We start from the raw sequence: 22,057 nt of genomic DNA, 5'->3' as shown, positions 1-22,057 counted from the left end.
GCCGGCCTGGTGGACGCCGACCGGCGCGGCACGTGGGTGTACTACCGGGCGCGCCCGGCGATCCTGGCGCAGCTCGCCGCCCTGCTCACCGTGGAGCCGTCAGCCGCCGGCTGACCGCGGCGCCCGCCCCGGGGCCGGGCTCAGCGCAAGGCCGGCGGCACGGGTCCGGTGCTGGCGCGCAGGGAGATCGGCGGGGCGTGCAGCACGTGGCGGGGCGGCGCCTCCGGGGTGGCGATGCGCTCCAGCAGCAGCCGCACGGCCTCCTCGCCCATGTCCAGGGTCGGCACGTCCGCGGCGGTCAGCGGCGGGCGGAAGTCCTCGGCCCAGTGGCGGGCGGCGACGCCGGCGACGGAGAAGTCGCGCGGCACCGCGAGACCCGCGTGCTGCAGGCCGCGCTGGATGCCCGGCAGCGCCGCCTCGTTGATCGTCGCGACCGCGGTCACCTCGGGGTGCGCGGCCCGCAGCTGCTCCAGGCACGTCTCGCCGGCCGACGGCTCGTCCGGGCAGCAGACGTCGACGCCGGTCAGGCCGCGCTCCGTGACGGCCTGGCGGAAGCCCGCCAGGGCGCGGTGGCCCGGGCCGTAACCGGCGGCGACCAGCTCGGCGGAGCGGTTGATGAAGGCGAGGTGCCGGTGGCCGAGGTCGGCGAGGTGGTGCACGCACCGGGAGATCAGGGTCGTGTAGTCCACGTCGACCCACCACATGTCGTGCGGGTCGGCGGTGCGCCCGATCGTGACGAACGGCAGGCTCGTCTGCCGCAGGCGCGACACGCGGTCGTCCTCCATGCGGATCTCCATGAGGATGACGCCGTCGACGCGCCGGCCGGTGACGACGCGTTCGAAGGACCGCTCGTGGTCGCCCCCGGACGGTGACAGCAGCACGTCCAGGTCGGCCCGGGCGGCCGCCTCGACCACGCTGGCGACGAAGCCGAGCTGCATGTCCGTCAGGCGCTGGCTGGCCGGCGGGATGACCAGCCCGAGGGTCCTGGTGCGCCCCTCCTTCAGGGCCCGCGCCGCGGCGTTGGGCCGGTAGTCGAGCTCCTCGATGACGGCGAGGATGCGCCGGCGGGTCTCCTCCGACACCGCCCGCTTGCCGCTCAGCACGTACGACACGGTGCTGCGCGACGCGCCGGCCCGCTTGGCGATCTCGCCGATGTTCACGCCGCCTCCAGCGGATTCCACCGAATCGGTTCGCTGCGAGCCTAGATCGACGCCTCAGAGGTGTCAACGCGATCGTTAAGAAGTGCTTGACCCGGCGGTGAACATGTGCATATCGTTCGCGTCGAATCGGTTCGCGAACCGATTCGCTCGCGAGGACACCCCCACACCCCGACCGTCAAAAGGGGCCATCCCATGCACGGTTCCATCCGTAGCCGCCGCGCCCTCGGCGCGGCCCTGCTCGCGATCACCCTCGCCGGCGCGGCAGCCGCCTGCGGGTCCGGTGACGACGCCGGCGCGAAGGCCGGCGGCACCTACACCATCTGGGACCCGTACCCGCAGTACGACGACGCCTCCGCCTGGGTCAAGCTGCTCGGCAGCTGCGGCACCGCCGCCGGCGTCACGGTCAAGCGCACCGGCTACGACACCACCGACCTGACCAACAAGGCCCTGCTCGCCGCGCAGCAGGGCAACGCACCCGACGTGCTCATCGTCGACAACCCGGTGGTCTCCACCCTCGCCGAGGCCGGCGTGCTCACCACGACCGCGGACAACGGCCTCGACATCAGCGCCATCGCCCCGAACCTCGTCGCCGCCGGGCAGACCGGCGGCAAGACCTACGGCATCCCGATCGGCGCGAACACCCTCGCCCTGTACTACAACAAGGCCGTCCTGCAGGCCGCCGGCGTCGACATCGCCACGGTGAAGGACTGGGCGTCGCTGACCGCCGCGCTGGGCAAGGTGAAGGCGGCCGGCAAGAAGGGCATCACGTTCTCCGCCATCGGCACCGAGGAGGGCAGCTTCCAGTTCCTGCCGTGGTTCTGGGGCTCCGGCGCCAACCTGCGCAAGCTCGACTCGCCGGAGGCGGTGTCCGCGGTGACCCTGTGGAGCGACTGGCTCAAGCAGGGCCTCGCCCCGAACTCGGTCATCAACAACACCCAGACGACCAGCTGGCAGGAGTTCGCCACCGGCGAGTACGCGTTCGCCGAGAACGGCACCTGGCAGCTGGCCAACGCCAAGAAGGCCGGCTTCGACTACGGGATCATCCCGGTGCCGGCCGTCACCGGCGGGACCGCGCCCGCCCCGACCGGCGGCGAGTTCGTGAGCGTGCCGGTGCAGAAGGACGCCAAGCGGTACGCCACCACGAAACAGCTCGTGGAGTGCCTGACGAACGTCGAGAACTCGAACACGACCGTCACCACCCTGTCCTACGTCGCCCCGACCGTGGCGGTGCAGGACAAGCAGGTCGCGGCGAACCCCGACCTCAAGGTGTGGGTGGAGGCGGTCAAGGCCGCGAAGGGCCGCACCAGCGACGACCTGGGCACGAAGTACCCGAGGATCTCCGAGCCGCTGTGGACCGCCGTGCAGGCGTCGCTGAGCGGGTCGAAGTCCCCGGCCGACGCCCTCGCCGCGGCGCAGGCGGCCGCCGCCGCGGCCACGAAGTAGCTGCCATGGCCAGCCAGTCCCTGCGGGACCGGCAGGACCGGAAGGGGGCGGCGGTCCCGGCCGCCGCCCCGCCGCCGGCCCGCCGGGGCCGCTCCGGGCAGTGGGCCGCGTGGGCGTTCCTCGCCCCGGTCGTGGCGTACCTGCTCGCCTGCTACGCCTACCCGCTGTACCGCAACGTCGACCTCAGCGTGCGCCACTACACGGTGCGCTCGTTCGTCCAGGGCGACGCGCCGTTCAACGGCCTGGACAACTACCGCACGGTCGTCGCCGACCCGGCGTTCGTGCCGGCGCTGACGCACACCGTGGTGTTCACCGTCGCGTCGCTGGTCCTGCAGTTCACGCTCGGGCTGGCCCTGGCGGTGTTCTTCAACCGGCACTTCCCGCTGTCGGCGACGCTGCGGGCGCTGTTCCTCGTGCCGTGGCTGCTGCCGCTGATCGTGTCGGCGTCGACGTGGTCGTGGATGCTCAACAGCGACGCCGGGATCGTCAACACCGTCCTGGGCTACGCCGGTCTCGGTCCGGTCAACTGGCTCACGTCGCCGGACTGGTCGCTGGTGTCGGTGACCGTCGCCAACGTGTGGATCGGCGTCCCGTTCAACCTCGTCGTGCTGTACAGCGGCCTGCAGGCGATCCCCGCGCACCTGTACGAGGCGGCCGCGCTGGACGGCGCGAGCGGCGCTCAGCAGTTCTGGCGCATCACGCTGCCGCTGCTGCGACCGGTCTCGCTGATCACGCTGCTGCTCGGCCTGGTGTACACGCTCAAGGTCTTCGACCCGATCTGGATCATGACGAAGGGCGGGCCGAACGGCTCGTCGACGACCCTCGCCACCTGGTCCTACCGGCTCGGGTTCGGCAACCTGCTGCCGCAGTTCGGCCCGGCCGCCGCGGTCGGCAACCTGCTCATCGTCATGGCCGTCGGCTGCGGACTGCTGTACGTGCGGGCACAGCGGAGGCTGGCGTGAGGCGCCGGCGGACCTTCACCGGGCTGGTGCTCACCGCGGTGATGCTGTTCCCGGTGTACTGGATGGTGAACGTCTCGCTCACCCGCGACCGGGACATGCGCAAGATCCCGCCGAACTGGTTCCCGGTGGACGCCACCGGCGAGGGCTACCGCGCGGTCCTCGCGCAGCAGCTGCCGTACCTGGGCACCAGCCTGCTCGTCGGCCTCGGCACCGTCGCGCTGACCGTGCTGCTCGCCGCGCCCGCCGGGTACTCGCTGGCGAAGCTGCGCCCGCGCGGCGGCGGGGTGCTGAGCTTCGTGCTGCTCATCGCGCAGATGATCCCCGGCATCATCATGGCGATGGGGTTCTACGCCGCCTACCTCAACCTCGGCCTGCTGAACTCGTGGCCCGGCCTCATCCTCGCCGACTCGACCATCGCCGTGCCGTTCGCGGTGCTGGTGTTCACCACGTTCATGGCCGGCATCCCCGAGGAGCTGCTGCAGGCGGCGAAGACCGACGGCGCCGGCCCGCTGCGCACGTTCACCGCGATCGTCCTGCCGGTCAGCCGCAACGCCGTCGTCACCGTGGCGCTGTTCGCGTTCCTGTGGGCATGGTCGGACTTCGTGTTCGCCAGCACCCTCGACGGCGGCGGCGACCTGCGCCCCGTCACCCTCGGCATCTACCAGTACATCGGCAACAACAACCAGCAGTGGAACGCCATCATGGCCACCGCCGTGGTCGCGTCCGTCCCGGCCACGGTCCTGCTCGTCGCCGCCCAGCGGTACGTCGCCACCGGCGTCACCGCCGGCGCCGTCAAGGACTGACCTTCGGAAGTGAGAGCCATCGCAATGACCGTCGTGTTCCCCATCCGGGACATCCCCTTCAGTCACTCCGGTTCCTGGTTCGGCATCTCGCCGGTCGTCGGCCTGCACGCCGTCGCCGACGACCTGCACCTGGTGTCGCACCAGAACGGGATGCACGCCGTCCTGCGGTTCGCGCCGGCGCGGACCGCGACGGTCACTGCCACCCCGGCCCGGTTGGCGTGGGCGCACGGCGCCGGCACGGTCGAGGCGGCCTACGAGACGCCGGACACCGTGCGGCTGCGGGGCGAGGGCCTCGGCATGGCCGTCCTCGTCGCGGAATCGACCCTCACCCCGTTCACCGGTACCTACCTGTACCGCGACCCGGTCGACGGCGCCGCCGTGCTCACCGACTACGGCACCGGCCGCCGGTACCGCGTCACGGTCCTGGCCGGCGACGACGTCGAGGTCCGCGGCGTCGAAGCGGTCGGCGTCGCCGAGCGCGGCGTGGTGCTCGGCGACGGGCCCTGGGAGATCGCGATCGAGGAGTACGCCAGCGGCCGCGCACCCTACCGGGCGGCGGTCACGTTCGACGAGGTCGTCAAGGCCGCCGACGCGCAGTTCACCGCGTTCGCCGACCGGGTCGCGCCGTGGCGGGACGACCGCACGCCCGCCGCGGAGCTGGCCGCCTACGTCCTGTGGTCGGCGACCGTCGCGCCGGGCGGGTTCCTCACCAGGCCCGCGGTGCTCATGTCGAAACACTGGATGGACAAGGTATGGAGCTGGGACCACTGCTTCAACGCCCTCGCGCTCGCCGCCGGCGACCCGGACCTGGCCTGGGCCCAGTTCCGGATCCCGTTCGAGCACCAGGACGACACCGGCGGCCTGCCCGACTCGGTCACCCACTCCGAGGTCCTCTACAACTTCGTCAAACCGCCCGTGCACGGCTGGACCCTGGCCCGGCTGCGTCACCGGATCCCCGGCCTGGACCGCGCCGAGCTCGAGGCGGTCTACGGCCAGCTGGTGCGCTGGACCAACTTCTGGCTCACGGTGCGCCGCGTCCCCGGCGAGGACCTGCCGCACTACCAGCACGGCAACGACAGCGGCTGGGACAACGCCACCCTGTTCGACGCCGCCCGGGTCGTGCAGAGCGCCGACCTCGCCGCCTTCCTCGTCCTGCAGGCCCGCGAGCTCGCCGCGCTCGCCGACCGGCTCGGCCTGCACCATGAGGCGCCGGCCTGGACCCGGTGCGCCGACGAGCTGCGCGACGCCCTGCTCGGGCAGCTGTGGACCGGCGACCGCTTCACCGCCCGCAGCCCCACCACGCACGACACGTGGAGCACCGACAGCCTGCTGTACCTGATGCCGATCGTGCTCGGCGACGAGCTGCCGGCCGCCGTCCGCGACGTCCTGGCCGGCCGCATCCGGCAGCACCTCACCGCGCACGGCCTCGCCACGGAGCTGCCGGCGTCGGCGCACTACGAGGCCGACGGCTACTGGCGCGGCCCGATCTGGGCCCCGTCGACCGTCCTCATCGAGGACGGGCTGCGCCGCGCCGGCTGCACCGACCTCGCCGACGACATCAGCGCCCGGTTCCGCGCGCTGTGCGAACGCTCCGGCTTCGCCGAGAACTTCGACGCGCACACCGGCGACGGCCTGCGTGACCGCGCCTACACCTGGACGGCGAGCGCCTACCTCACCCTCGCCGCCGCACACGTCGAGCGCCGCCAACGCTGACGGCGTCTCGCTCCCGCACCGCCACGAAAGGGAGTACGGCCATGCACCTCAGACGCACGCTGCTCACCGCGATCGTCGCCGCCGCCGCGGCGCTCACGGTCGCCACCCCCGCCCACGCCGCCGACGAGTCGATCAGCGTCAACTTCTCCGTCGCCGGTGGCAGCCCCACCTACCGCGCATCCGGCTGGATCTACGGCATGACCGAGAACGGTGCCGGCCCCGCCGACCACTTCTACCGCGACGTCAAGTTCCGGGCGATGCGGGCCGGCGGCGCCCAGCTCGACCAGCCCGGCGGCTGGGTGTCCGGCAAGTACGACCGGCGGTGGAACGCGACCCGCGCGCAGATCCTGCGCACCGCCGCCCTCGGCGGCACGTTCGTGCTGCTGCCGCACGACCTGTGGGGCGCCGACGGCTACCCCATCTCCCGGTTCCCGGGCGACAACGGCAACTGGAGCGACTACGACGCGTTCCTCACCCGGGTCATCGCCGACGTGAAGGCCACCGGGGTGACCGTGCAGTGGGACATCTGGAACGAGCCGAACCTCGGCCTGTTCTGGAACCGGCCGCAGTCGCAGTACTTCGAGCTGTGGCGGCGCACGTACCAGCGGCTGCGCGCCGACCTGCCGGGCACGCCGCTGGTCGGGCCCAGCCACGCCGGGGTGCCGTCCACGTCGGGCTGGTGGATCCAGTACCTGGACTTCGTGAAGGCCAACAACGTCGTGCCGGACATCTTCAGCTGGCACAGCCTGCCCAGCGACCCGGTCGCGAACGTCGCCACCGCCAACAGCACCCTCGACGCCCGCGGCATCGCCCACCCCCGCCCGTACCAGATCAACGAGTACGGCGCATCGAACGAGCAGAACCCCGGCGACGGCTCGTGGTACATCGCCCGGCTGGAGCGCGCCGGCGCCGACGGCCTGCGCGCCAACTGGGCCAGCACCAACAACCTGCACAACGACCTCGGCAACCTGCTGGTGCGCAACAGCGCCGGGCAGCACCAGCCGAAGGGCGAGTGGTGGGTGTACCGCTACTACGGCTCGCAGACCGGCCTGATCTCCTCGGTCACGCCCAGCCAGGCCTACGACGCCTTCGCCACCAAGGACACCGGCGTCGCGAAGATCCTCGTCGGTGGCGGCGGCACCACGGGCAACGTCGCGGTCAACCTGCAACGGCTGGACACGACCACCGGCATCGTGCAGAACAACCAGGTCCGCGTCGTGGTGCAGCGCATCCCGTACAACAACGGCGGCGCCGTGCAGGGCCCGGTTACGGTGCAAAACACCGTGGTGACCCTGTCGGGCAACGCCACCACGGTGAACCTGCCGCACACCGGCATCGACGACACGTTCACCGTCACGCTGCTGCCGCCGTCCGACGGCGGGTTCCAGTCCGTCGCCGTCGCCCAGCACAGCCAGCAGTGCCTGGACAACACCGGGCTGGGCACCGTTGACGGCAACCGGCAGCAGCAGTTCACCTGCGACGGCGGCGACCAGCAGCTGTGGAACTTCCGCCCGGTCACCGGCGTGGCGAGCACCTACACCGTGGTCAACCAGCAGAGCGGCAAGTGCCTGGACGTCAACGGCGTCTCCACCGCCGACGGCGCCGCGGTGCAGCAGTGGACCTGCAACGGTGGGCAGAACCAGCAGTTCACGCTGCGGAAGGTCACCTACGGCGGCAACGACAGCCACGACTACCAGCTCGTCGCCCGGCACAGCGGCAAGTGCGTGGACGTCAGCGCCATCTCCACGACGCCCGGCGCGCTGGTGCACCAGTGGACCTGCAACCCGGTGGGCCAGGGCAGCCCGCTGAACCAGACCTGGCGGCTCTGGGGCCGCTGAGCCGGGTACGTGGCGCCGGCAGCGGACAGCGCTGCCGGCGCCCGCCCCGATCAGCTGCCGTGACCGCTCGCCCGCTGACCGCCGCGTCCCCACCGGCGGCGACGACCTCCAGGTAGGTTGTCGAGCATCGGCCGGGGCAGAGGGGAGCCATGGCACGCATCTTCATCACCGGGTCGGCGGACGGGCTGGGCCGCCTGGCGGCGCGGACCCTGCTCGGCGACGGGCACGAGGTCATCGTCCACGCCCGCAACGCCGGGCGGCTGGCCGCGGTGGAGGACCTCGTGGACCAGGGCGTGTCGGCGGTCGTCGGCGACCTGGCCGACCCGGACCAGACCCGCGCCGTGGCGGGCCAGGTCGACGCGCTCGGCCCGGTCGACGCGGTGATCCACAACGCGGGCGTCTACCGGGGCGACCAGATCATGCCGGTCAACGTCGTCGCGCCGTACCTGCTGACGGCGCTCATCAGCCGCCCGCGGCGGCTCGTGTACATCACCAGCGGCATGCACGAGAGCGGGCGGGCCGACCTGACCGGCGTCGACTGGAGCGGCCGGCGGGCGGGCTCGTACTCCGACAGCAAGCTGTTCGTGGCCACCCTCGCCGCGGCCGTCGCCCGCCTGTGGCCGGAGGTGTCCAGCAACGCCGTCGACCCCGGCTGGGTGCCGACCAGGATGGGCGGTCCCGGTGCCCCCGACGACCTGCGGCTCGGGCACCTCACCCAGGAGTGGCTCGCCACCAGCACCGACCCGGAGGCGCGTACCAGCGGCGGGTACTGGTTCCACCAGCGGCGCCGCGCGCCCCACCCGGCGGTGCACGACCGCGCCTTCCAGGACCGCCTGCTGGACGCGCTGGCCGGCCACACCGGCACCGCGCTGACCTGAGGGTCAGGCCGGCGGCCCGAGCCGCAGGCGGACCGTCAGGTCGGCGAAGGTCGGCGGGGTCGTCGACGCGTGGTTGCAGTGGTAGACCCGCTCGGCGTCCCCGGCCGCCTCGACGACCATGCCGGCCTGCTCCGACCACCGGTCGACCCGCTCCCACGCGGCGCCACGGAGCAGGTAGACGTTGCACACCTGCAGCGCCGGCGCGGGGGAGACGTAGGCGACGACCGTCTCCGGGTCCTCCGCGGTCGGCCACACGATCACTTCGGCCGCCGGCGCGCCGCCCACGCTGAGCGTCCCGCCGGCCGCGCGGATCGCGATCCCGTGCTCGTGCACCGGATCCGGCCGCAGGGCGCGGACGGTGACCGTGCCGCTGTCCGGCACGCCGCGCCAGGTGTCGCCGGTGGTGACCCTGCGGGCGCCCCACCCGATCGCGTTGCCCACCGTGGGCAGGCCGCGCCGCCGCCGTCGCTTGCCGTCGTCCAGCACCGCGTTCGCGACGCTCAGGCCGGTCGGCTCGTAGTCGGTGTCGACGCCGGCGGTACCGAAGCTGCCGCCGACCTGGTCGAGCACCTGATGCCACCCGGACGCGCCGCGCAGGCACGCCATGATCGCCCGGTGGGCCGCGAGGACGTCGACGTCCTCCACCCGGCGGACGGCGTCGGCGGTGTGCTCGCGGTAGGTGATCGTGAGCCCGCCGCCGCCGTGCGCGGCGACCACGATGCGCCGGCCGGGGCCCGGCTCGATGGTGACCGCCGGGCGGACCCTCGGGTCCAGGCTGTCCAGCGTCCAGTACAGCTCGTCGGCGCCCGCCACCTCCGCCGGCGTCAGCAGGTCCTGCTCGTCCACCCGGCGACGGTACCGCGACGGTCCACGGTGCCCGGCGTTCACCCGACGCGGGTGATGATCCGCGGTATGCGGCGTTCGACGCTGATAACGGTTCCGATGCACACCGAGGAGGCGGACCATGGATGACTTCTCGTTCGGCGACGTGATTCTTGGGACGTTGTGGTTCATGCTGGTCTTCGCCTGGATCTGGCTGATGATCAGCATCCTCACGGACGTGTTCCGTGACCACGAGGTCAGCGGCTGGGGCAAGGCCGGCTGGACGATCTTCCTGATTGTCCTGCCGTGGCTCGGTGCGCTCGTGTACCTCATCACGCGCGGCCCGTCGATGAACGCGCGGGCCCGCGAACGGGCGATGGCCCACGAGGCCGAGGTCCGCGAGTTCGTCCGCAGCGCGGCGGGCACGGCGAGCCCCGCGGACGAGCTCGGCAAGCTCGCCGATCTGCAACGGCGCGGGATCCTGACCGAATCCGAATACCAGCGCGCCAAGGCGGCACTGCTGGAACAGAGCCACAACGGTGCCGGAGCCCGGCGCTGACGGCGGTGGCCCTGACCGAATTCGAAAAGCAACGCCTGCTCACCGACGCCCTGCTGTACGAGGGGCAGCAACACTGGCTCCACTACCGTCACATCGAACAGGAACGCAACCAGTTCCTCGGGTTCTTCTTCACGCTCCTGGTCGCCATCGTCGGCTTCTTCGTCGCGGTCAGCTCCCGCATCCCGAGCTGGCCGACGGTGGCCCTGGGCCTGACCTGCATGGCCGCCGTCTTCGGCATGATCAGCCTGCTGATCCTCGCCAGCGTGCGGAAGTTCGGGGCGGCCCTGCACGCGTACGACCGGGACATCGCCCGCATCCGCTCGTCGCTGTTCTCGATCGCCGGCGCCGGCCGGTCGCACCTGCCCTGGGACCACAACACGGCGCGGACACACTCCCAGCCGGCGCTGCTGCACCGCATGTTCGACCCGCAGTTCGCCGCGGAGGCCATCGTGGGTACCTTCGCCACGGTCTCCTTCGGCGTGCAGGTCTTCGTCGCCGCCGACTCCCTGCTCTCGGAGAGCTTCTCGGTCGCCCAGCGGGCCTTCGCGTGCGCACTGGCCGCCTCCAGCGCGGGCGTCGCCATCGCGGCCGTCCGCCTGGGGGTCAAGTTCGGCGAACCGCGCCCCCGGCGTTCGTGAGTCAGCCGGTCGCGTCGAGGATGGTGCGGCAGTCGCGGAGCAGGGCGACGTCGAGGGCGACCTGCCGGCTGGACCAGCCGTTGAGCGCGGCGCTGTGCCGGAACGGCTGCCGCGCCTCGGCGGCGGCCAGGTCGCGCAGCGCCCGGGCGGCCGGTCCGATCGCGGCGAGGTGGGCGGCGATCTCCGCGCGGCGGGCCGGCCGGGCGGTCCACAGCCGGGCGAGGACGGGCAGCGGGGTTTCGGCGTCGCCCGTGATCCGCCACAGCGCCCGGGCCGCGGCGACGTGGACGCGGTCGTCGTCGGCGTCGACGAGGGCGCGCAGCGGTGCTTCGAGGGCGGCCCCGGCCGGACCGAGCCGGCCCGCCGCGTCGGCGACGCCGGCCGTGGCGTCCCACGGGTCGTCGAGGTGGCGGGCGAGCAGCTCGACCGCCTGCCCCGCCTCGCCCGTGACCTGCCACAGCACGACGGCCACGACGGCCTCGACCCCGTCGTCGCGGTCGAGCATGCCGCGCAGCGCGGGGACGGCCGCCGCCGCGTCCGGTCCGATACGGCCGAGGGCGTTGGCGGTCACCGGGTCGATCGGCCCGGCGAGCAGCTCGGGCACGGCCTCCGCGGCCGCCGGGCCGAGCGCCGTGGCGAGCAGGGCCAGCAGCCGGCGGTGCCCGGCCGCGGCGCTGCCCGCCTGTGCGGTGCAGCGGCGGCGGAGGGTGGCGAGCAGGTCCGGTGCCGTCGTGGCGTACCGGGTGACCAGCGGGCCGGCGCCGCGCACCGGGACGTCGCGGTCGAGGACCGCCCGCACCGCGGGCAGCGCCCGGTCGTCGTGGAGCGCGGCCAGCGCCCACAGGGTCGGGCCGACGGTCGGCTCCCATCCCGGCCAGGTGACGACCCAGGGTGGGGGCCCGTCGCCGTACGGGGACGCCGGCGCCGCCGACATGACCGCGTCGGCCAGCGCGTCGGTGGCGGGGGCGGCCAGCGCGTCGAGATGCTCCAGGACGAGCGCGGCCCGCCCGGCCAGGCGACCGTCCGTGAGCTGGGCGCCGAGGAGCGTGACGAGGCCGGTGTAGTCGCCGCGCCAGTACCCGATGAGGCCCAGGGCGGGGCGCAACGCGGCGGAGCGCGCCGCCGGGGCGCCGGCCGCCAGCAGGCACGTGAGCAGCTCGACGCGGTCCTCGACCCGCTCCCGCAGGGACATGCTGAGGTCCTCGACGAGCGCGTCCCGGCTGCCGGCCGCCGCCACCGGCCCGTCGAGGCGCGCGGGCGACACCAGGTCGGTGAGATCCTCCACGCGGGACACGCGCAGGGCCGGCAGCGCCTGGTCCGCCGCCTCCAGGTCCGCCCGGAGCAGCCCGGCCACGACCGGGACCAGGTCACCGGCGAGCGCTTCCGGTGCCGTGCCGACGAGGTCGGCGACCGCCGTGAGCCGGCCGCGCACCTGCGCGCCGGCCGGGTCGGGCGCGGTGAGCCAGCCGGCGAACCAGGCACCGGCCGCAATCGGGTCCACGCCGGAGACCAGCCCCGCGGCGGCGAGCCGGCCCAGGCCGGCGACCGCCGCGGCGAGCGCGCCGCGCACGTCGGCGTCCGGCTCGACGGCGAGCCGGGCGCGCAGCGCCGCCAGGGCCGGGCCCGCGTCGCCGCGCTGGACGAGCAGTGCGGCCGGCACGGCGCGGCGCACTTCCGGGTCGGCGTCGTCGAGCAGGCGCAGCAGCAGCGGCGCGGCGCCGGCGACCGCCGCCCGGGCGGCGGTGCAGTCGGGGCCGGGGTCCTCGCGCCGGGTCGCGCCCCCGATGCCGGCGAGCAGCCGCAGCACGCCGGCCCGGTCCGGCACCCGTGCGTCGCCCGCGACCGCGAGCAGGAACGGGATCGCGGCGACCGTGCCGTCGAAGACGTCGCCGTGGCGGTGCACCGTCCCGCGCAGCTCACCCAGCGCGTCCGCGCGCCCCCGCGGGTCCGGCCCGACCAGCCGGCGCAGGAGGTCCGGCACGTCGTCGGCGGCGCCCCAGGCATGGCTGAGCGCTCCCCAGTCGACCCCGCCGAGCTCGTCCAGGTCCTTGATCACGGCGGCAGTGTGCCAAGCCGGCGCAACACCACCGACGAGATCACGGCCGCCCTATTCGACGACGGCGACGATGCGGTCGTCCGGCACGGTGCCCTTGCAGCGGGAGTCCACCGAGATGCCCCGGCTGTCGCCCATGACGAACACGTGGCCCGGTTCGACCCGGACCGGGCCGAACCGGCGCCCGTAGCACCGCTCGACCGTGGCAGTCGCGTCAATGGGGGAGTTCTCCCCGAGATACGGCTCGTCCAGCGTCACCCCGTCGACCGTCACGCTGCCGTCGACGTCGCAGCACGCGACCACCGTCCCGCCGACCGCCACCACCCGCGCCACCGACAGGCCACGCCGACCCCACGAGTCCGGGGCGCGGAACACCACCACGTCGCCGGCCCTCGGCCGGTAGCCGCCCGCGGCGACGGGCTTCGCCGTGAACCGCTGCCCGGCGCTGAACCTGGGCTTCATGGCGTCGGTCGGCATCGTGTACTCCCCGCCACCCGACCCGACGCACCCGGCCACCAGCAACGCCACACACATCATCATCCGCGACCGCACCGGCGGACGATACCGCCCGCGTGCGCGGCGGGTGGGCCTGTGTCAGGGTGTGGCCGTGGGCAAGGCGGTGCTGAGCGGGCGGTACGAGCTGCGGACGGTGCTGGGCCGGGGCGGCATGGCCGAGGTGTGGCTCGGGTTCGACCGCCGGCTGGACCGTGCGGTGGCGGTCAAGATCCTGCCGCCGGCCGGACCGGCGGACCCGTCGGCGCGGGACCGGTTCGACCGGGAGGCCCGCACCGTGGCCCGGTTGTCGCACCCGAACATCGTGGCCGTCCACGACGTCGGCACCGACGCCGGCTCGCCCGCCGGTGGCGCCGAGGTGTCGTACCTGGTGATGGAGCTGGTGCAGGGAGGCAGTCTCGCGGACCGGCTCGCCGCGGGCCCGCTGCCGGTCGCGGCCGCCGTGGCGGTGGCGGTGCAGGTCTGCGACGCGCTGGAGGCCGCGCACGCCGCCGGGGTCGTCCACCGCGACGTCAAACCGGCCAACATCCTGTTCACCGGGGCCGCCGCCGACCGGGTGAAGGTGTGCGACTTCGGCATCGCCCGGGTCACCGGCGCGGGGCAGGCGGAGCTCACGGCGTCGAAGCAGGTGCTCGGCACCAGCGCGTACATGGCACCGGAGCAGGCCACCGGCGGACCGGTCGACGCCCGCAGCGACATCTACGCCCTCGGCTGCGTGCTGTACGCGATGCTGGTCGGGCACCCGCCGTTCACCGGCGGGACGCCGATGCAGCTCGCCGCGCGGCACGTCAACCAGCCGGTCGTGCCGGCGTCCACACTGCGACCCGGCCTGCCGCCACAGGTCGACCGGGTGCTCGGGGCGCTGCTGGCGAAGCGGCCGGAGGACCGGCCGGCGTCCGCGGCGCGGGCCGGCGACCTGCTGCGCCGGCTCGCCGACGGCACGGAGCCTGCCGCCGTGCAGGCACCGCCGGTCCGGGCCACCGCGGCCGTGGTCGCGCCCACCCGGGCGATGCCGGTGACGTCTGCCGACGAGCCGACCGCGGCCGGTGGCCGCGCCGGGATCCGGCCGGCCGGCGTGGTCCTCGCCGGGGCCGGTGCCCTCGTGGTCGCCGCTGTCGTGACGGCGGTGCTGGTCGCCGGCCGCGCCGGCCAGCCGTCGACCGGTGCCGCCGCGTCCGGGTCGCCGGCCGCCGCCGCGCCCGCGGCGTCGAGCGCCGGGCCGGCCGGGGGCGACCCGTCGCCGCAGCGGCCCGGCGACGCCCTCGCCGCGCTGCGCGGCACGGTCAGCGTCCAGGCCGGCGCCGGGACCATCGACGGGCAGACGGCGCGGGAGCTGACCAAACGGCTCGACCAGGTCGGCCGGGACATCGCCAAGGGCGACACCGGCAAGGCCGCGCAGCGGGTCGCCGAGCTGCGCACCAAGCTCGACGAGCAACACCGGGACGGCGACATCCAGCAGGACGGCTACACCGCGGTGGCCGCCGGCCTGGACCGGCTCGCGGCGAGCCTGCCACCGCCCGGCGACGACGACTGAGGCCCCGGAGCGGGCCGTCAGGGCCGCGGCGACGTGCGGGTCCAGCCGGCCTTCTCGCCGCGGCGGCGGCGGGGGCGCAGGGCGGCGAGACAGTGCTCGCAGACGTGCCCGACCCGGTCGTTCGGGCCGAGCACGTCGGTGTCGCGGTACTCCCACGGCACGTGCGGGAACACCCGCAGGCCGGCGCGGGACAGCGGCACGCCGCAGACGGTCTGGTTGTGGCCGGGCAGCCACGCGTGGGCGTCGCCGGCCGGCATGCGGACGCCGTCGTCGTCGTGCCACTGGCCGGAGGCGGCGACAGCCGCGCCCATCGGGCTACCCGACCATGGCGCGGTCGACCGCCGGCACGGCGAGGACGACGCCGCTGCGGGGGCGGGCCGGGATGCGGCGCAGGGAGATGGTGAGGTCCTGCGGCGGCAGCGTCCAGTCGAGCGCGGCGAGCCGGGGTGCCAGCGTGCCCAGCAGGCCGACCGTGACGCCCTCGCCGGGGCAGCGGTGCCCGGTCGCGGGGTTGCCGCCGCCCTGCGGGACGAGGTCGTCGCGGCCCGGCGGCAGCGTCAGGAACCGTTCCGGGCGGAACTGGTACGGCTCCTCCCACAGCATCCGGTCGTGGTTCTGGCCGTACAGGTCGAGCAGCACCATCGAACCGGCCGGGATGCGGGTGCCGCGCCAGGTCAGGTCGCGGGCGGCGCGGCCGCCGACGAACGGCGCGAAGGGGTAGAAGCGGCGGGTCTCGTGCACGAACGCCTCGACGTAGGCGGGGTCGCCGGCCCGCAGCCGCCGGCGGGTGTGCGGCCACAGGTGCATCGCGTGCGCCGTGTACGCCACGAACCAGCAGACCGCGACGGTCGGGCGGATCACGTTGAGGACCTCGACCGCGGCGGTCCTCGGCGGCAGCGGCGCGCCGTTCAGGTCGCGGTGGGCCGCGATGACGGCGACCGCCGATCCGGCCGGCGCCACGGCGGTGCCGTCGCGGACCTCGCCGATCAGCCCGGCGAGGCGGCGTTCGAGCCGGCCGCGGGCCCGCCGCGCCCGCCAGTGCCGGGGGCCGAGGGTGGCGAACCCGTCGACGAGCGCGACCAGGTCCGCGGCGGGCAGCGTACCGTCGACACCCGCCCAACGGCAGACCGCCTCGGCGAGGACCCGGCTCGCCTCGTCGAACAGCACGATCTCCCGTCGGGCCCATCCGGCGGCGGCGCGGTCCCACGCGGCCGCGGTCTCCTCGGCGAGCGCCGCGACCCCGTCCGGCCCGAGCAGCGACAGGAACATCGCCTTGCGGTGCCGGTGGGCGTCGCCGTCGAGGGTGTGCACGGCGCCATGGCCGAAGAGGGTGCCCTGCACCGGCTCGGGGATCGCGCCGTGGCGCAGCACGTGTTCCTCGTCGTAGAAGAACCGCACCGCGTCGGGGCCGGCGATCCCGGTCGCGGGCAGGCCCGCCAGCCGGGTCGCGAACGGCCCGCCGGCGCGGCGCCGCCGTTCGGGCAGCCACGCGTAGCCGTCCAGCGCCAGCGGCAGGGAGTTGTCCAGTCTCGGCATGACAGACCCTCTTTCCCGCCCACCGTGGCGTGAAACGCCGCACCGCCGACGCCGCACCACCGCGCCGCCGACGCCGCATCACCGCGCCGCCGACGCCGCACCACCGCGCCGCCGACGCCGCACCACCGCGCCGCCGAGGACGCGCCGCCCGGGCGCGCTCAGCGGTGCCGGGTGCCGACGTCGGCGTACCGCAGCAGCGCCGCGACCCCGCCCTCCACCGGCAGCTCCTCCCGCTCGACCAGGGTGAGCCCGGCGTCGGAGCAGGCCAGCGCCCGTACGATCGCGGCGTCGGCGCGCACCTTCCACGGCTCGGCGACGCCCATCGCGCGCAGCTCGGCCACGTCGTACGACAGCTCCAGCGGCTCCGGCCCGGCCCACAGCAGCTGCGTCGAGGACGGGTCGTCGACCAGCAGGACGGTGTCGACCTGGCCGCGCTGCAACGCGGTGACCACCGCCGGCAGCCCGTCGCCGGCGGCCGCGTCCCTGCCCCGCTGCATGCGGTACCGGTCCAGCACGTCCGTCTCGTGCGCGGCGGCCTGCTCCGCGACCGCCCGGATCGTCGCCTGGTCGAGCGCGTGCGGGTCGGCGCCGGCGGCGCGGGCCCCGGCCGCGGTCGTCACCACCCGGTCCCGCCAGCGCTCCGGCAGCCGCTCCACCAGCATCGGCCGCGACCGCGGGTCACCGCCGACCACGATGACCTCCGCGTCGCACCCGTCGGCGAGCTCGGCGACCGCCAGGGCGACCTCGCCGGCGTTGCGCTGCCACGACTCCTGCGCCGCCTGCTGCCAGTGCGACTGCTGCCAGCCGCCGACGTTGCTCTTGCGGATCGGGAAGTCCTGGGACCCTTCGACGCTCGCGGTGCGCACGAGCCGGCCGGGCCCGGTGCCGGTCAGGAAGCCGCCGGTGTGGTCCACGAGGACCTGCACGTAGGGGATCTGCTCGCCGAGCTGGGCGACCAGTGGCATCGCGTGCGGCAGCGGCCCGTAGGCGGCGATCTCCCGCCGGGGCGGCGCGTCCAGCTGCTGCGTGAGCGCCACCGCGCCGTGCGCCGCGAACACGGCCAGCCCGTGCCGCCCGGGCTCCGGCGGCCGCTCCAGCACGGTCTGCTCCAGCGCGTCGAGGGTGTCCTCGTCGCAGCCGTCCGCGGCGAGGCTCTCCCGGGCGGACCGCCACCGCAGGTCCATCTGCTCCGCGCCGTCCGCCGTGTTGCGGGAGGTGTCGACGTACACCGACGCCCACGGCCCGGCCTGCTCGTACAACGGACGCAGTATCGACAGTCTCATGGCTGGCTTCCTCTCCTCGGTCGTGCCGGGTCCCCTACCCGCCGCGGCGCCGGTTAGCCGGTCGGCTCCGGAGCAACTGGGCAACGCGCCGCCCGGCAACGGCTTTCGTCAATGTGGAAGAAAGTGGCGCGGACGATTTCCCGGGACGGAAAAAGTGTTATCCGGTCGTCCTCGCAACGGTCGTCCGGGCTGCTGGGTCGCATTGACGGCGGGCTTGAAGAATGCGTCCGGATATGGGACCGTCTGCCGGTAGGCGCGTCCCCGCCGCGACGCGCCTACCATTCTTCCCCCGTGTCATGGGCGCTTTTCCGTGTGGTAAGTGAGCGCTCACACGGGTCATCTCACGACTCACAAGGAGGGCACCTATGCAAGGCAAACTGCGGGCGCTGCTGCTCGCCGCAGCACTGCCGCTCATGGTCGCCGCCGTGCTGGTGTCGATGCGACCGGCGTCGGCCGCCGGCCTCACCCGGGTCACCGGGTTCGGCACCAACCCGACCAACCTCAACATGTACATCTACGTGCCGACGAACGTCGCGCCGAAGCCCGCGCTGCTGGTGCTGGTGCACTATTGCGGCGGCTCCGCCGGCGGCATCTTCAACGGCAACGGCCACGACTACGTCAACGCCGCCGACCGGTACGGCTACATCATCGTGCTGCCCGAGGCCACCCGCAGCGGCAACTGCTTCGACGTGTCGACCCCGGCCGCGCTGCGCCGCGACGGCGGCGGCGACTCCACCGGCATCATGTCGATGGTCGCCTATGCCCGCTCGCACTACCCGATCGACGCGTCGCGCATCGTGGTCTCCGGGTTCTCCTCCGGGGCGATGATGACCAACGTCCTGGCCGCGCAGTACCCTGACGTGTTCAGCGCCGCGTCGGCGTTCTCCGGCGTGCCCGCCGGCTGCTTCGCCACCACGAACGGCTCGCTGTGGAACAGCCAGTGCTCCGGCGGCACGATCATCCGCACCGCGCAGCAGTGGGGCGACACGGCCCGCGCCATGTACCCCGGCTACACCGGCCGCTACCCGCGGATGCAGCTGTGGCACGGCACCACTGACACGACGCTCGCCTACCCGAACTTCGGCGAGGAGCTCAAGCAGTGGACCAACCTGCACGGGCTGAGCCTGACCCCCGCCGCCACCGACCAGCCGCAGTCGAGCTGGACCCGCACCCGCTACGGCAGCACCGGCACGCAGGCGACCATCGAGGGCATCAGCATCGCCGGCGTCGGGCATCAGCTGCCGTTGAGCGGCCAGCTCGCCTACGCCGTGGCGTTCCTCGGCCTGGACGGCACCAGCGCGCCGTCGCCGTCGGCCAGCACCACGACGTCGCCCCCGCCGGGCGGCACCACCACCCTGGTCGGTGTCGCGTCCGGACGCTGCCTGGACGTGCCCGGCAGCAACGCCGCCAACGGCACCCAGCCGCAGCTGTGGGACTGCCACGGCGGTGCCAACCAGCAGTGGACCGTCAGCGGGCAGACGCTGCGCTCCCTCGGCAAGTGCCTGGACGCGCCGCTGAACGCGGCGGCCGGTGCCAAGGCGCAGCTGTGGGACTGCAACGGCGGCACCAACCAGCAGTGGAGCTTCAACGCCGACGGCACCGTCCGCAACGGTCAGTCCGGGCTGTGCCTGGACGTCAACCGCGCCGCCACCGCCAACGGCAGCCCGGTGATCCTGTGGACCTGCACCGCGGCGGCCAACCAGCGCTGGACGCGGCGCTGATGGGCCCCCGCCACGACGCCATGCCGCCCATGGCGCCGGCCGACCCACCCCCACACCCCGCCGGCCGGCCAGTACCCGGTGAAGGAGACGCAATGACCGCACTACCCATGTACCGCCCCCGGCTCCGCCACCTCGCCGCCGCGCTCGCCGTCGTCCTCGTGGCCGCCGGCGCCGTCGGGGTGACCCTGGCCCGCGCCGCGCGGGCCGCGGACGTCGCCCAGCAGATCATCGGCGTCGGCTCCGGCCGGTGCCTGGAGACGCCCAACTCGAGCACCACCAACGGCACCCAGGTCCAGCTGTGGGACTGCAACGGCAGCGCCGGGCAGTCGTGGACGTACACCTCCAGCAAGCAGCTGACCATGTCCGGCAAATGCCTCGACGCGAGCGGCCGCGGCACCACCAACAACACCCCGGTGATCATCTGGGACTGCAACGGCCAGAACAACCAGCAGTGGAACGTCAACGCCAACGGCTCCATCACCGGCGTGCAGTCCAACCTCTGCGTGGACGCCTCCGGCCGGGGCACCGCGAACGGCACGAAGGTCATCCTGTACGCCTGCAGCGGCCAGAACAACCAGCAGTGGACCCTGACCGCACCGCCGTCGGGCGGCACCGGCGGCCCGTGCGACATCTACGCCGCCGGCGGCACCCCGTGCGTCGCCGCGCACAGCACCGTCCGCGCCCTGTACGCCGCGTACACCGGCAACCTGTACCAGGTCCGGCGCTCGTCGGACAACACGACCCGCAACATCGGCGTGCTGAGCGCCGGTGGCACCGCGAACGCCGCCGCGCAGGACTCCTTCTGCAGCGGCACCACCTGCGTGATCACCGTCCTGTTCGACCAGTCCGGGCGCGGCAACGACCTGTGGTACCAGGGCTCCTCCGTGGTCCCCGGCTCCCCGCAGAGCAGCCCGGCGAGGGCGACGACCGAGTCGCTGACGGTCGGCGGCGGCAAGGCGTACTCGCTGTACATCAACCCGGGCAACAGCTACTGGCGCGACGGGCACCTGACCGGCGTGCCGACCGGGTCCGCGCCCGAGGGCATGTACATGGTGACCAGCGGCACCCACGTCAACAGCGGCTGCTGCTTCGACTACGGCAACAGCGAGACGACCCGCAAGGCCGACGCCGCCGGTGCCATGGACGCGATCTACTTCGGCACCAGCTGCTGGTTCGGCGGCTGCTCCGGCACCGGCCCGTGGGTCCAGGCGGACCTGGAGTGGGGCCTGTTCCCCGGTGGCAGCAGCGCCTGGAACCCCAACCAGCGGGCGTTCACCAGCAAGTTCGTCACCGCGACGCTGAAGAACAACGGCACGTCCCGCTTCGCGATCAAGGGCAGCAACGCACAGTCCGGCGGCCTGTTCACCCTGTACGACGGTGGCCTGCCCAACGGCTACAGCCCGATGAAGAAGCAGGGCGCGATCGTGCTCGGCAGCGGCGGTGACTGCTGCAAGCCCGACGGCGGCGCGAACCAGAGCGCCGGCACGTTCTACGAGGGCGCCATGGTGGCGGGCTACCCGTCCGACGCGACGGAGAACGCGGTCCAGGCCAACATCGTCGCGGCCGGCTACCGCTGAACCCGTGCCCGGCCGGCCGGGGGAGCGCTCGCGCCCCCGGCCGGTCCGGCGTTCAGCGCGGGCCGAGCAGCCCTGCCGCCCGCAGGGCGGGCCACAGGGCCTCGGGGACCGTCACGCCGGCCCGCCGCACGGTCTCGGCGACCTGCCCCGCGTCGTGCATGCCGACCACGGTCGAGACGACGGCGGGGTGTGACCGGACGAAGGCGAGCGCCGCCTCGGGCAGCGTGACCCCGTGCGCCTCGCACACCTGCGCGATGCGGGTCGCGCGGCCGATGAGCTCCGGCGGCGCCGGAGCGTAGTTGTAGGTCGCGCCGGCCGGCGGTCGGTCGGTGGCGAGCAGCCCCGAGTTGTAGACGCCGGCGACCACGACGCCCACCCCGCGGTCCTGGGCGGCGGGCAGCAGGTCGTGCAGCGCGCCCTGCTCCAGCAGCGTGTACCGGCCGGCGCACAGCACCACGTCGACGTCGGTCTCCCGGACGAACCGGGCGAGCATCGCCGACTGGTTCATGCCGGCGCCGATCGCCCCGATGACGCCCTGGTCGCGCAGCTCGGCGAGGGCCGGCACGGCCTCGGTCGCGGCCTGCCGCCAGTGCTCGTCCGGGTCGTGCAGGTACACCACGTCGATGCGGTCGAGGCCGGTGCGCTCGAGGCTCGCCTCGAGGGAGCGGCGCACGCCGTCGCGGCTGAAGTCCCACTCCCGGCGGTGGGTCGCGGCCACGTCGAAGCCCTCCGGGTCGCGCAGGTGCGCCGTGCCGGGCGACGGGACCAGCAGCCGGCCCACCTTCGTCGAGACCACGTACTCCTCGCGCGGCCGGGCGCGCAGGGCGGCGCCGAGCCGCCGTTCGGACAGGCCCAGCCCGTAGTGCGGGGCGGTGTCGAAGTAGCGGATGCCCGCGTCCCAGGCGGTGTCGACGGCGGCGGCGAACGTCTCGTCGGTGATCGCGTGGAACAGGTTGCCGCCCTGCGCTGCGCCGAAGCCGAGCGTGGTGAGGCCGACCGCGGGCCGGCGGGGCAACGCCCGGCG

At 74.0% G+C, this 22,057-nt stretch carries 19 protein-coding genes and 1 pseudogene; 12 read left to right on the top strand and 8 right to left on the bottom strand.

Going from position 1 to position 22,057, the window contains the following annotated elements; genetic code table 11:
- A pseudogene (locus OP18_RS47765) lies at positions 1–114 on the top strand (transcriptional regulator); the annotation flags it as partial.
- Positions 115–140: 26 nt separating this feature from the next.
- Here the strand turns inward: OP18_RS47765 and OP18_RS47760 are convergent.
- Positions 141–1,160 (bottom strand): LacI family DNA-binding transcriptional regulator, encoded by a 1,020-nt coding sequence (locus OP18_RS47760; RefSeq protein ID WP_033367002.1) that lies wholly within the window; start codon positions 1,158–1,160, stop codon positions 141–143.
- Positions 1,161–1,352: 192 nt separating this feature from the next.
- On the opposite strand from OP18_RS47760, the gene OP18_RS47755 reads away from it, so the two are divergent.
- The 6 genes from OP18_RS47755 to OP18_RS47730 all read left to right on the top strand — a co-directional run bounded on the left by OP18_RS47755 (position 1,353) and on the right by OP18_RS47730 (position 8,797).
- On the top strand, positions 1,353–2,603 hold the full coding sequence (locus OP18_RS47755; protein WP_033367001.1) for a sugar ABC transporter substrate-binding protein: 1,251 nt from the start codon (positions 1,353–1,355) through the stop codon (positions 2,601–2,603).
- A 5-nt stretch (positions 2,604–2,608) separates the two neighbouring features.
- Positions 2,609–3,565 (top strand): carbohydrate ABC transporter permease, encoded by a 957-nt coding sequence (locus OP18_RS47750; protein ID WP_033367000.1) that lies wholly within the window; start codon positions 2,609–2,611, stop codon positions 3,563–3,565.
- Positions 3,566–3,606: 41 nt separating this feature from the next.
- Positions 3,607–4,368, top strand: coding sequence for a carbohydrate ABC transporter permease (locus OP18_RS47745; RefSeq protein ID WP_081971763.1), 762 nt, complete (start codon positions 3,607–3,609; stop codon positions 4,366–4,368).
- 9 nt (positions 4,369–4,377) lie between these two features.
- Positions 4,378–6,081, top strand: a complete 1,704-nt coding sequence (locus OP18_RS47740) for an amylo-alpha-1,6-glucosidase (protein ID WP_245635785.1) — start codon at positions 4,378–4,380, stop codon at positions 6,079–6,081.
- A 41-nt stretch (positions 6,082–6,122) separates the two neighbouring features.
- A complete protein-coding gene (locus tag OP18_RS47735; RefSeq protein WP_033366997.1) occupies positions 6,123–7,919 on the top strand; it encodes an RICIN domain-containing protein in 1,797 nt (598 codons plus the stop codon).
- Positions 7,920–8,068: 149 nt separating this feature from the next.
- Positions 8,069–8,797, top strand: coding sequence for an SDR family NAD(P)-dependent oxidoreductase (locus OP18_RS47730; protein ID WP_033366996.1), 729 nt, complete (start codon positions 8,069–8,071; stop codon positions 8,795–8,797).
- A gap of 3 nt (positions 8,798–8,800) precedes the next feature.
- On the opposite strand, the gene OP18_RS47725 is transcribed toward OP18_RS47730, so the two are convergent.
- Entirely contained in the window at positions 8,801–9,643 is an 843-nt protein-coding gene (locus OP18_RS47725; RefSeq protein ID WP_033366995.1) for a hypothetical protein, read from the bottom strand.
- A 118-nt stretch (positions 9,644–9,761) separates the two neighbouring features.
- Between OP18_RS47725 and OP18_RS47720 the strand changes: the two genes are divergently transcribed.
- Both OP18_RS47720 and OP18_RS47715 read left to right on the top strand, forming a co-directional pair.
- Positions 9,762–10,178, top strand: coding sequence for an SHOCT domain-containing protein (locus tag OP18_RS47720; protein WP_052388451.1), 417 nt, complete (start codon positions 9,762–9,764; stop codon positions 10,176–10,178).
- Positions 10,179–10,183: 5 nt separating this feature from the next.
- Positions 10,184–10,816 (top strand): hypothetical protein, encoded by a 633-nt coding sequence (locus OP18_RS47715; RefSeq protein ID WP_033366994.1) that lies wholly within the window; start codon positions 10,184–10,186, stop codon positions 10,814–10,816.
- Between the two features lies 1 nt (position 10,817).
- Here the strand turns inward: OP18_RS47715 and OP18_RS47710 are convergent, their stop codons facing one another.
- Positions 10,818–12,872: a hypothetical protein gene (locus tag OP18_RS47710; protein ID WP_033366993.1), complete on the bottom strand. Its 2,055-nt coding sequence runs from the start codon at positions 12,870–12,872 to the stop codon at positions 10,818–10,820.
- A gap of 51 nt (positions 12,873–12,923) precedes the next feature.
- On the bottom strand, positions 12,924–13,397 hold the full coding sequence (lepB, locus tag OP18_RS54180; RefSeq protein ID WP_162189932.1) for a signal peptidase I: 474 nt from the start codon (positions 13,395–13,397) through the stop codon (positions 12,924–12,926).
- A 79-nt stretch (positions 13,398–13,476) separates the two neighbouring features.
- Here lepB and OP18_RS47700 point away from each other — a divergent pair, with 79 nt between their 5' ends.
- Positions 13,477–14,916, top strand: coding sequence for a serine/threonine-protein kinase (locus tag OP18_RS47700; protein WP_162189931.1), 1,440 nt, complete (start codon positions 13,477–13,479; stop codon positions 14,914–14,916).
- 17 nt (positions 14,917–14,933) lie between these two features.
- Here OP18_RS47700 and OP18_RS47695 read toward each other — a convergent pair whose 3' ends face one another.
- The 3 genes from OP18_RS47695 to OP18_RS47685 form a co-directional block, all read right to left on the bottom strand.
- Positions 14,934–15,227 carry a hypothetical protein gene (locus tag OP18_RS47695; RefSeq protein WP_033366992.1) on the bottom strand — a complete coding sequence of 98 codons (294 nt, stop codon included), beginning with the start codon at positions 15,225–15,227 and terminating at the stop codon, positions 14,934–14,936.
- Positions 15,228–15,231: 4 nt separating this feature from the next.
- The gene (locus tag OP18_RS47690) at positions 15,232–16,452 is read right to left on the bottom strand and encodes a cytochrome P450 (RefSeq protein ID WP_033366991.1); all 1,221 of its coding nucleotides are present in this window, start codon (positions 16,450–16,452) and stop codon (positions 15,232–15,234) included.
- 158 nt (positions 16,453–16,610) lie between these two features.
- Positions 16,611–17,735, bottom strand: a complete 1,125-nt coding sequence (locus tag OP18_RS47685; protein WP_033366990.1) for a baeRF2 domain-containing protein — start codon at positions 17,733–17,735, stop codon at positions 16,611–16,613.
- Positions 17,736–18,100: 365 nt separating this feature from the next.
- On the opposite strand from OP18_RS47685, the gene OP18_RS47680 reads away from it, so the two are divergent.
- Positions 18,101–19,456 carry an extracellular catalytic domain type 1 short-chain-length polyhydroxyalkanoate depolymerase gene (locus tag OP18_RS47680; RefSeq protein ID WP_033366989.1) on the top strand — a complete coding sequence of 452 codons (1,356 nt, stop codon included), beginning with the start codon at positions 18,101–18,103 and terminating at the stop codon, positions 19,454–19,456.
- Between the two features lie 92 nt (positions 19,457–19,548).
- Entirely contained in the window at positions 19,549–21,033 is a 1,485-nt protein-coding gene (locus OP18_RS47675; protein WP_245635784.1) for an arabinofuranosidase catalytic domain-containing protein, read from the top strand.
- A 52-nt stretch (positions 21,034–21,085) separates the two neighbouring features.
- On the opposite strand, the gene OP18_RS47670 is transcribed toward OP18_RS47675, so the two are convergent.
- Entirely contained in the window at positions 21,086–22,048 is a 963-nt protein-coding gene (locus OP18_RS47670) for an aldo/keto reductase (RefSeq protein WP_313900961.1), read from the bottom strand.
- Positions 22,049–22,057 lie beyond the last annotated feature (9 nt).

This window comes from Dactylosporangium aurantiacum, assembly GCF_000716715.1.
GTDB classification, from domain to species: domain Bacteria; phylum Actinomycetota; class Actinomycetes; order Mycobacteriales; family Micromonosporaceae; genus Dactylosporangium; species Dactylosporangium aurantiacum.
Note: the sequence above shows the minus strand (reverse complement) of the source record. Positions and strands in the feature narration are given on the sequence as shown.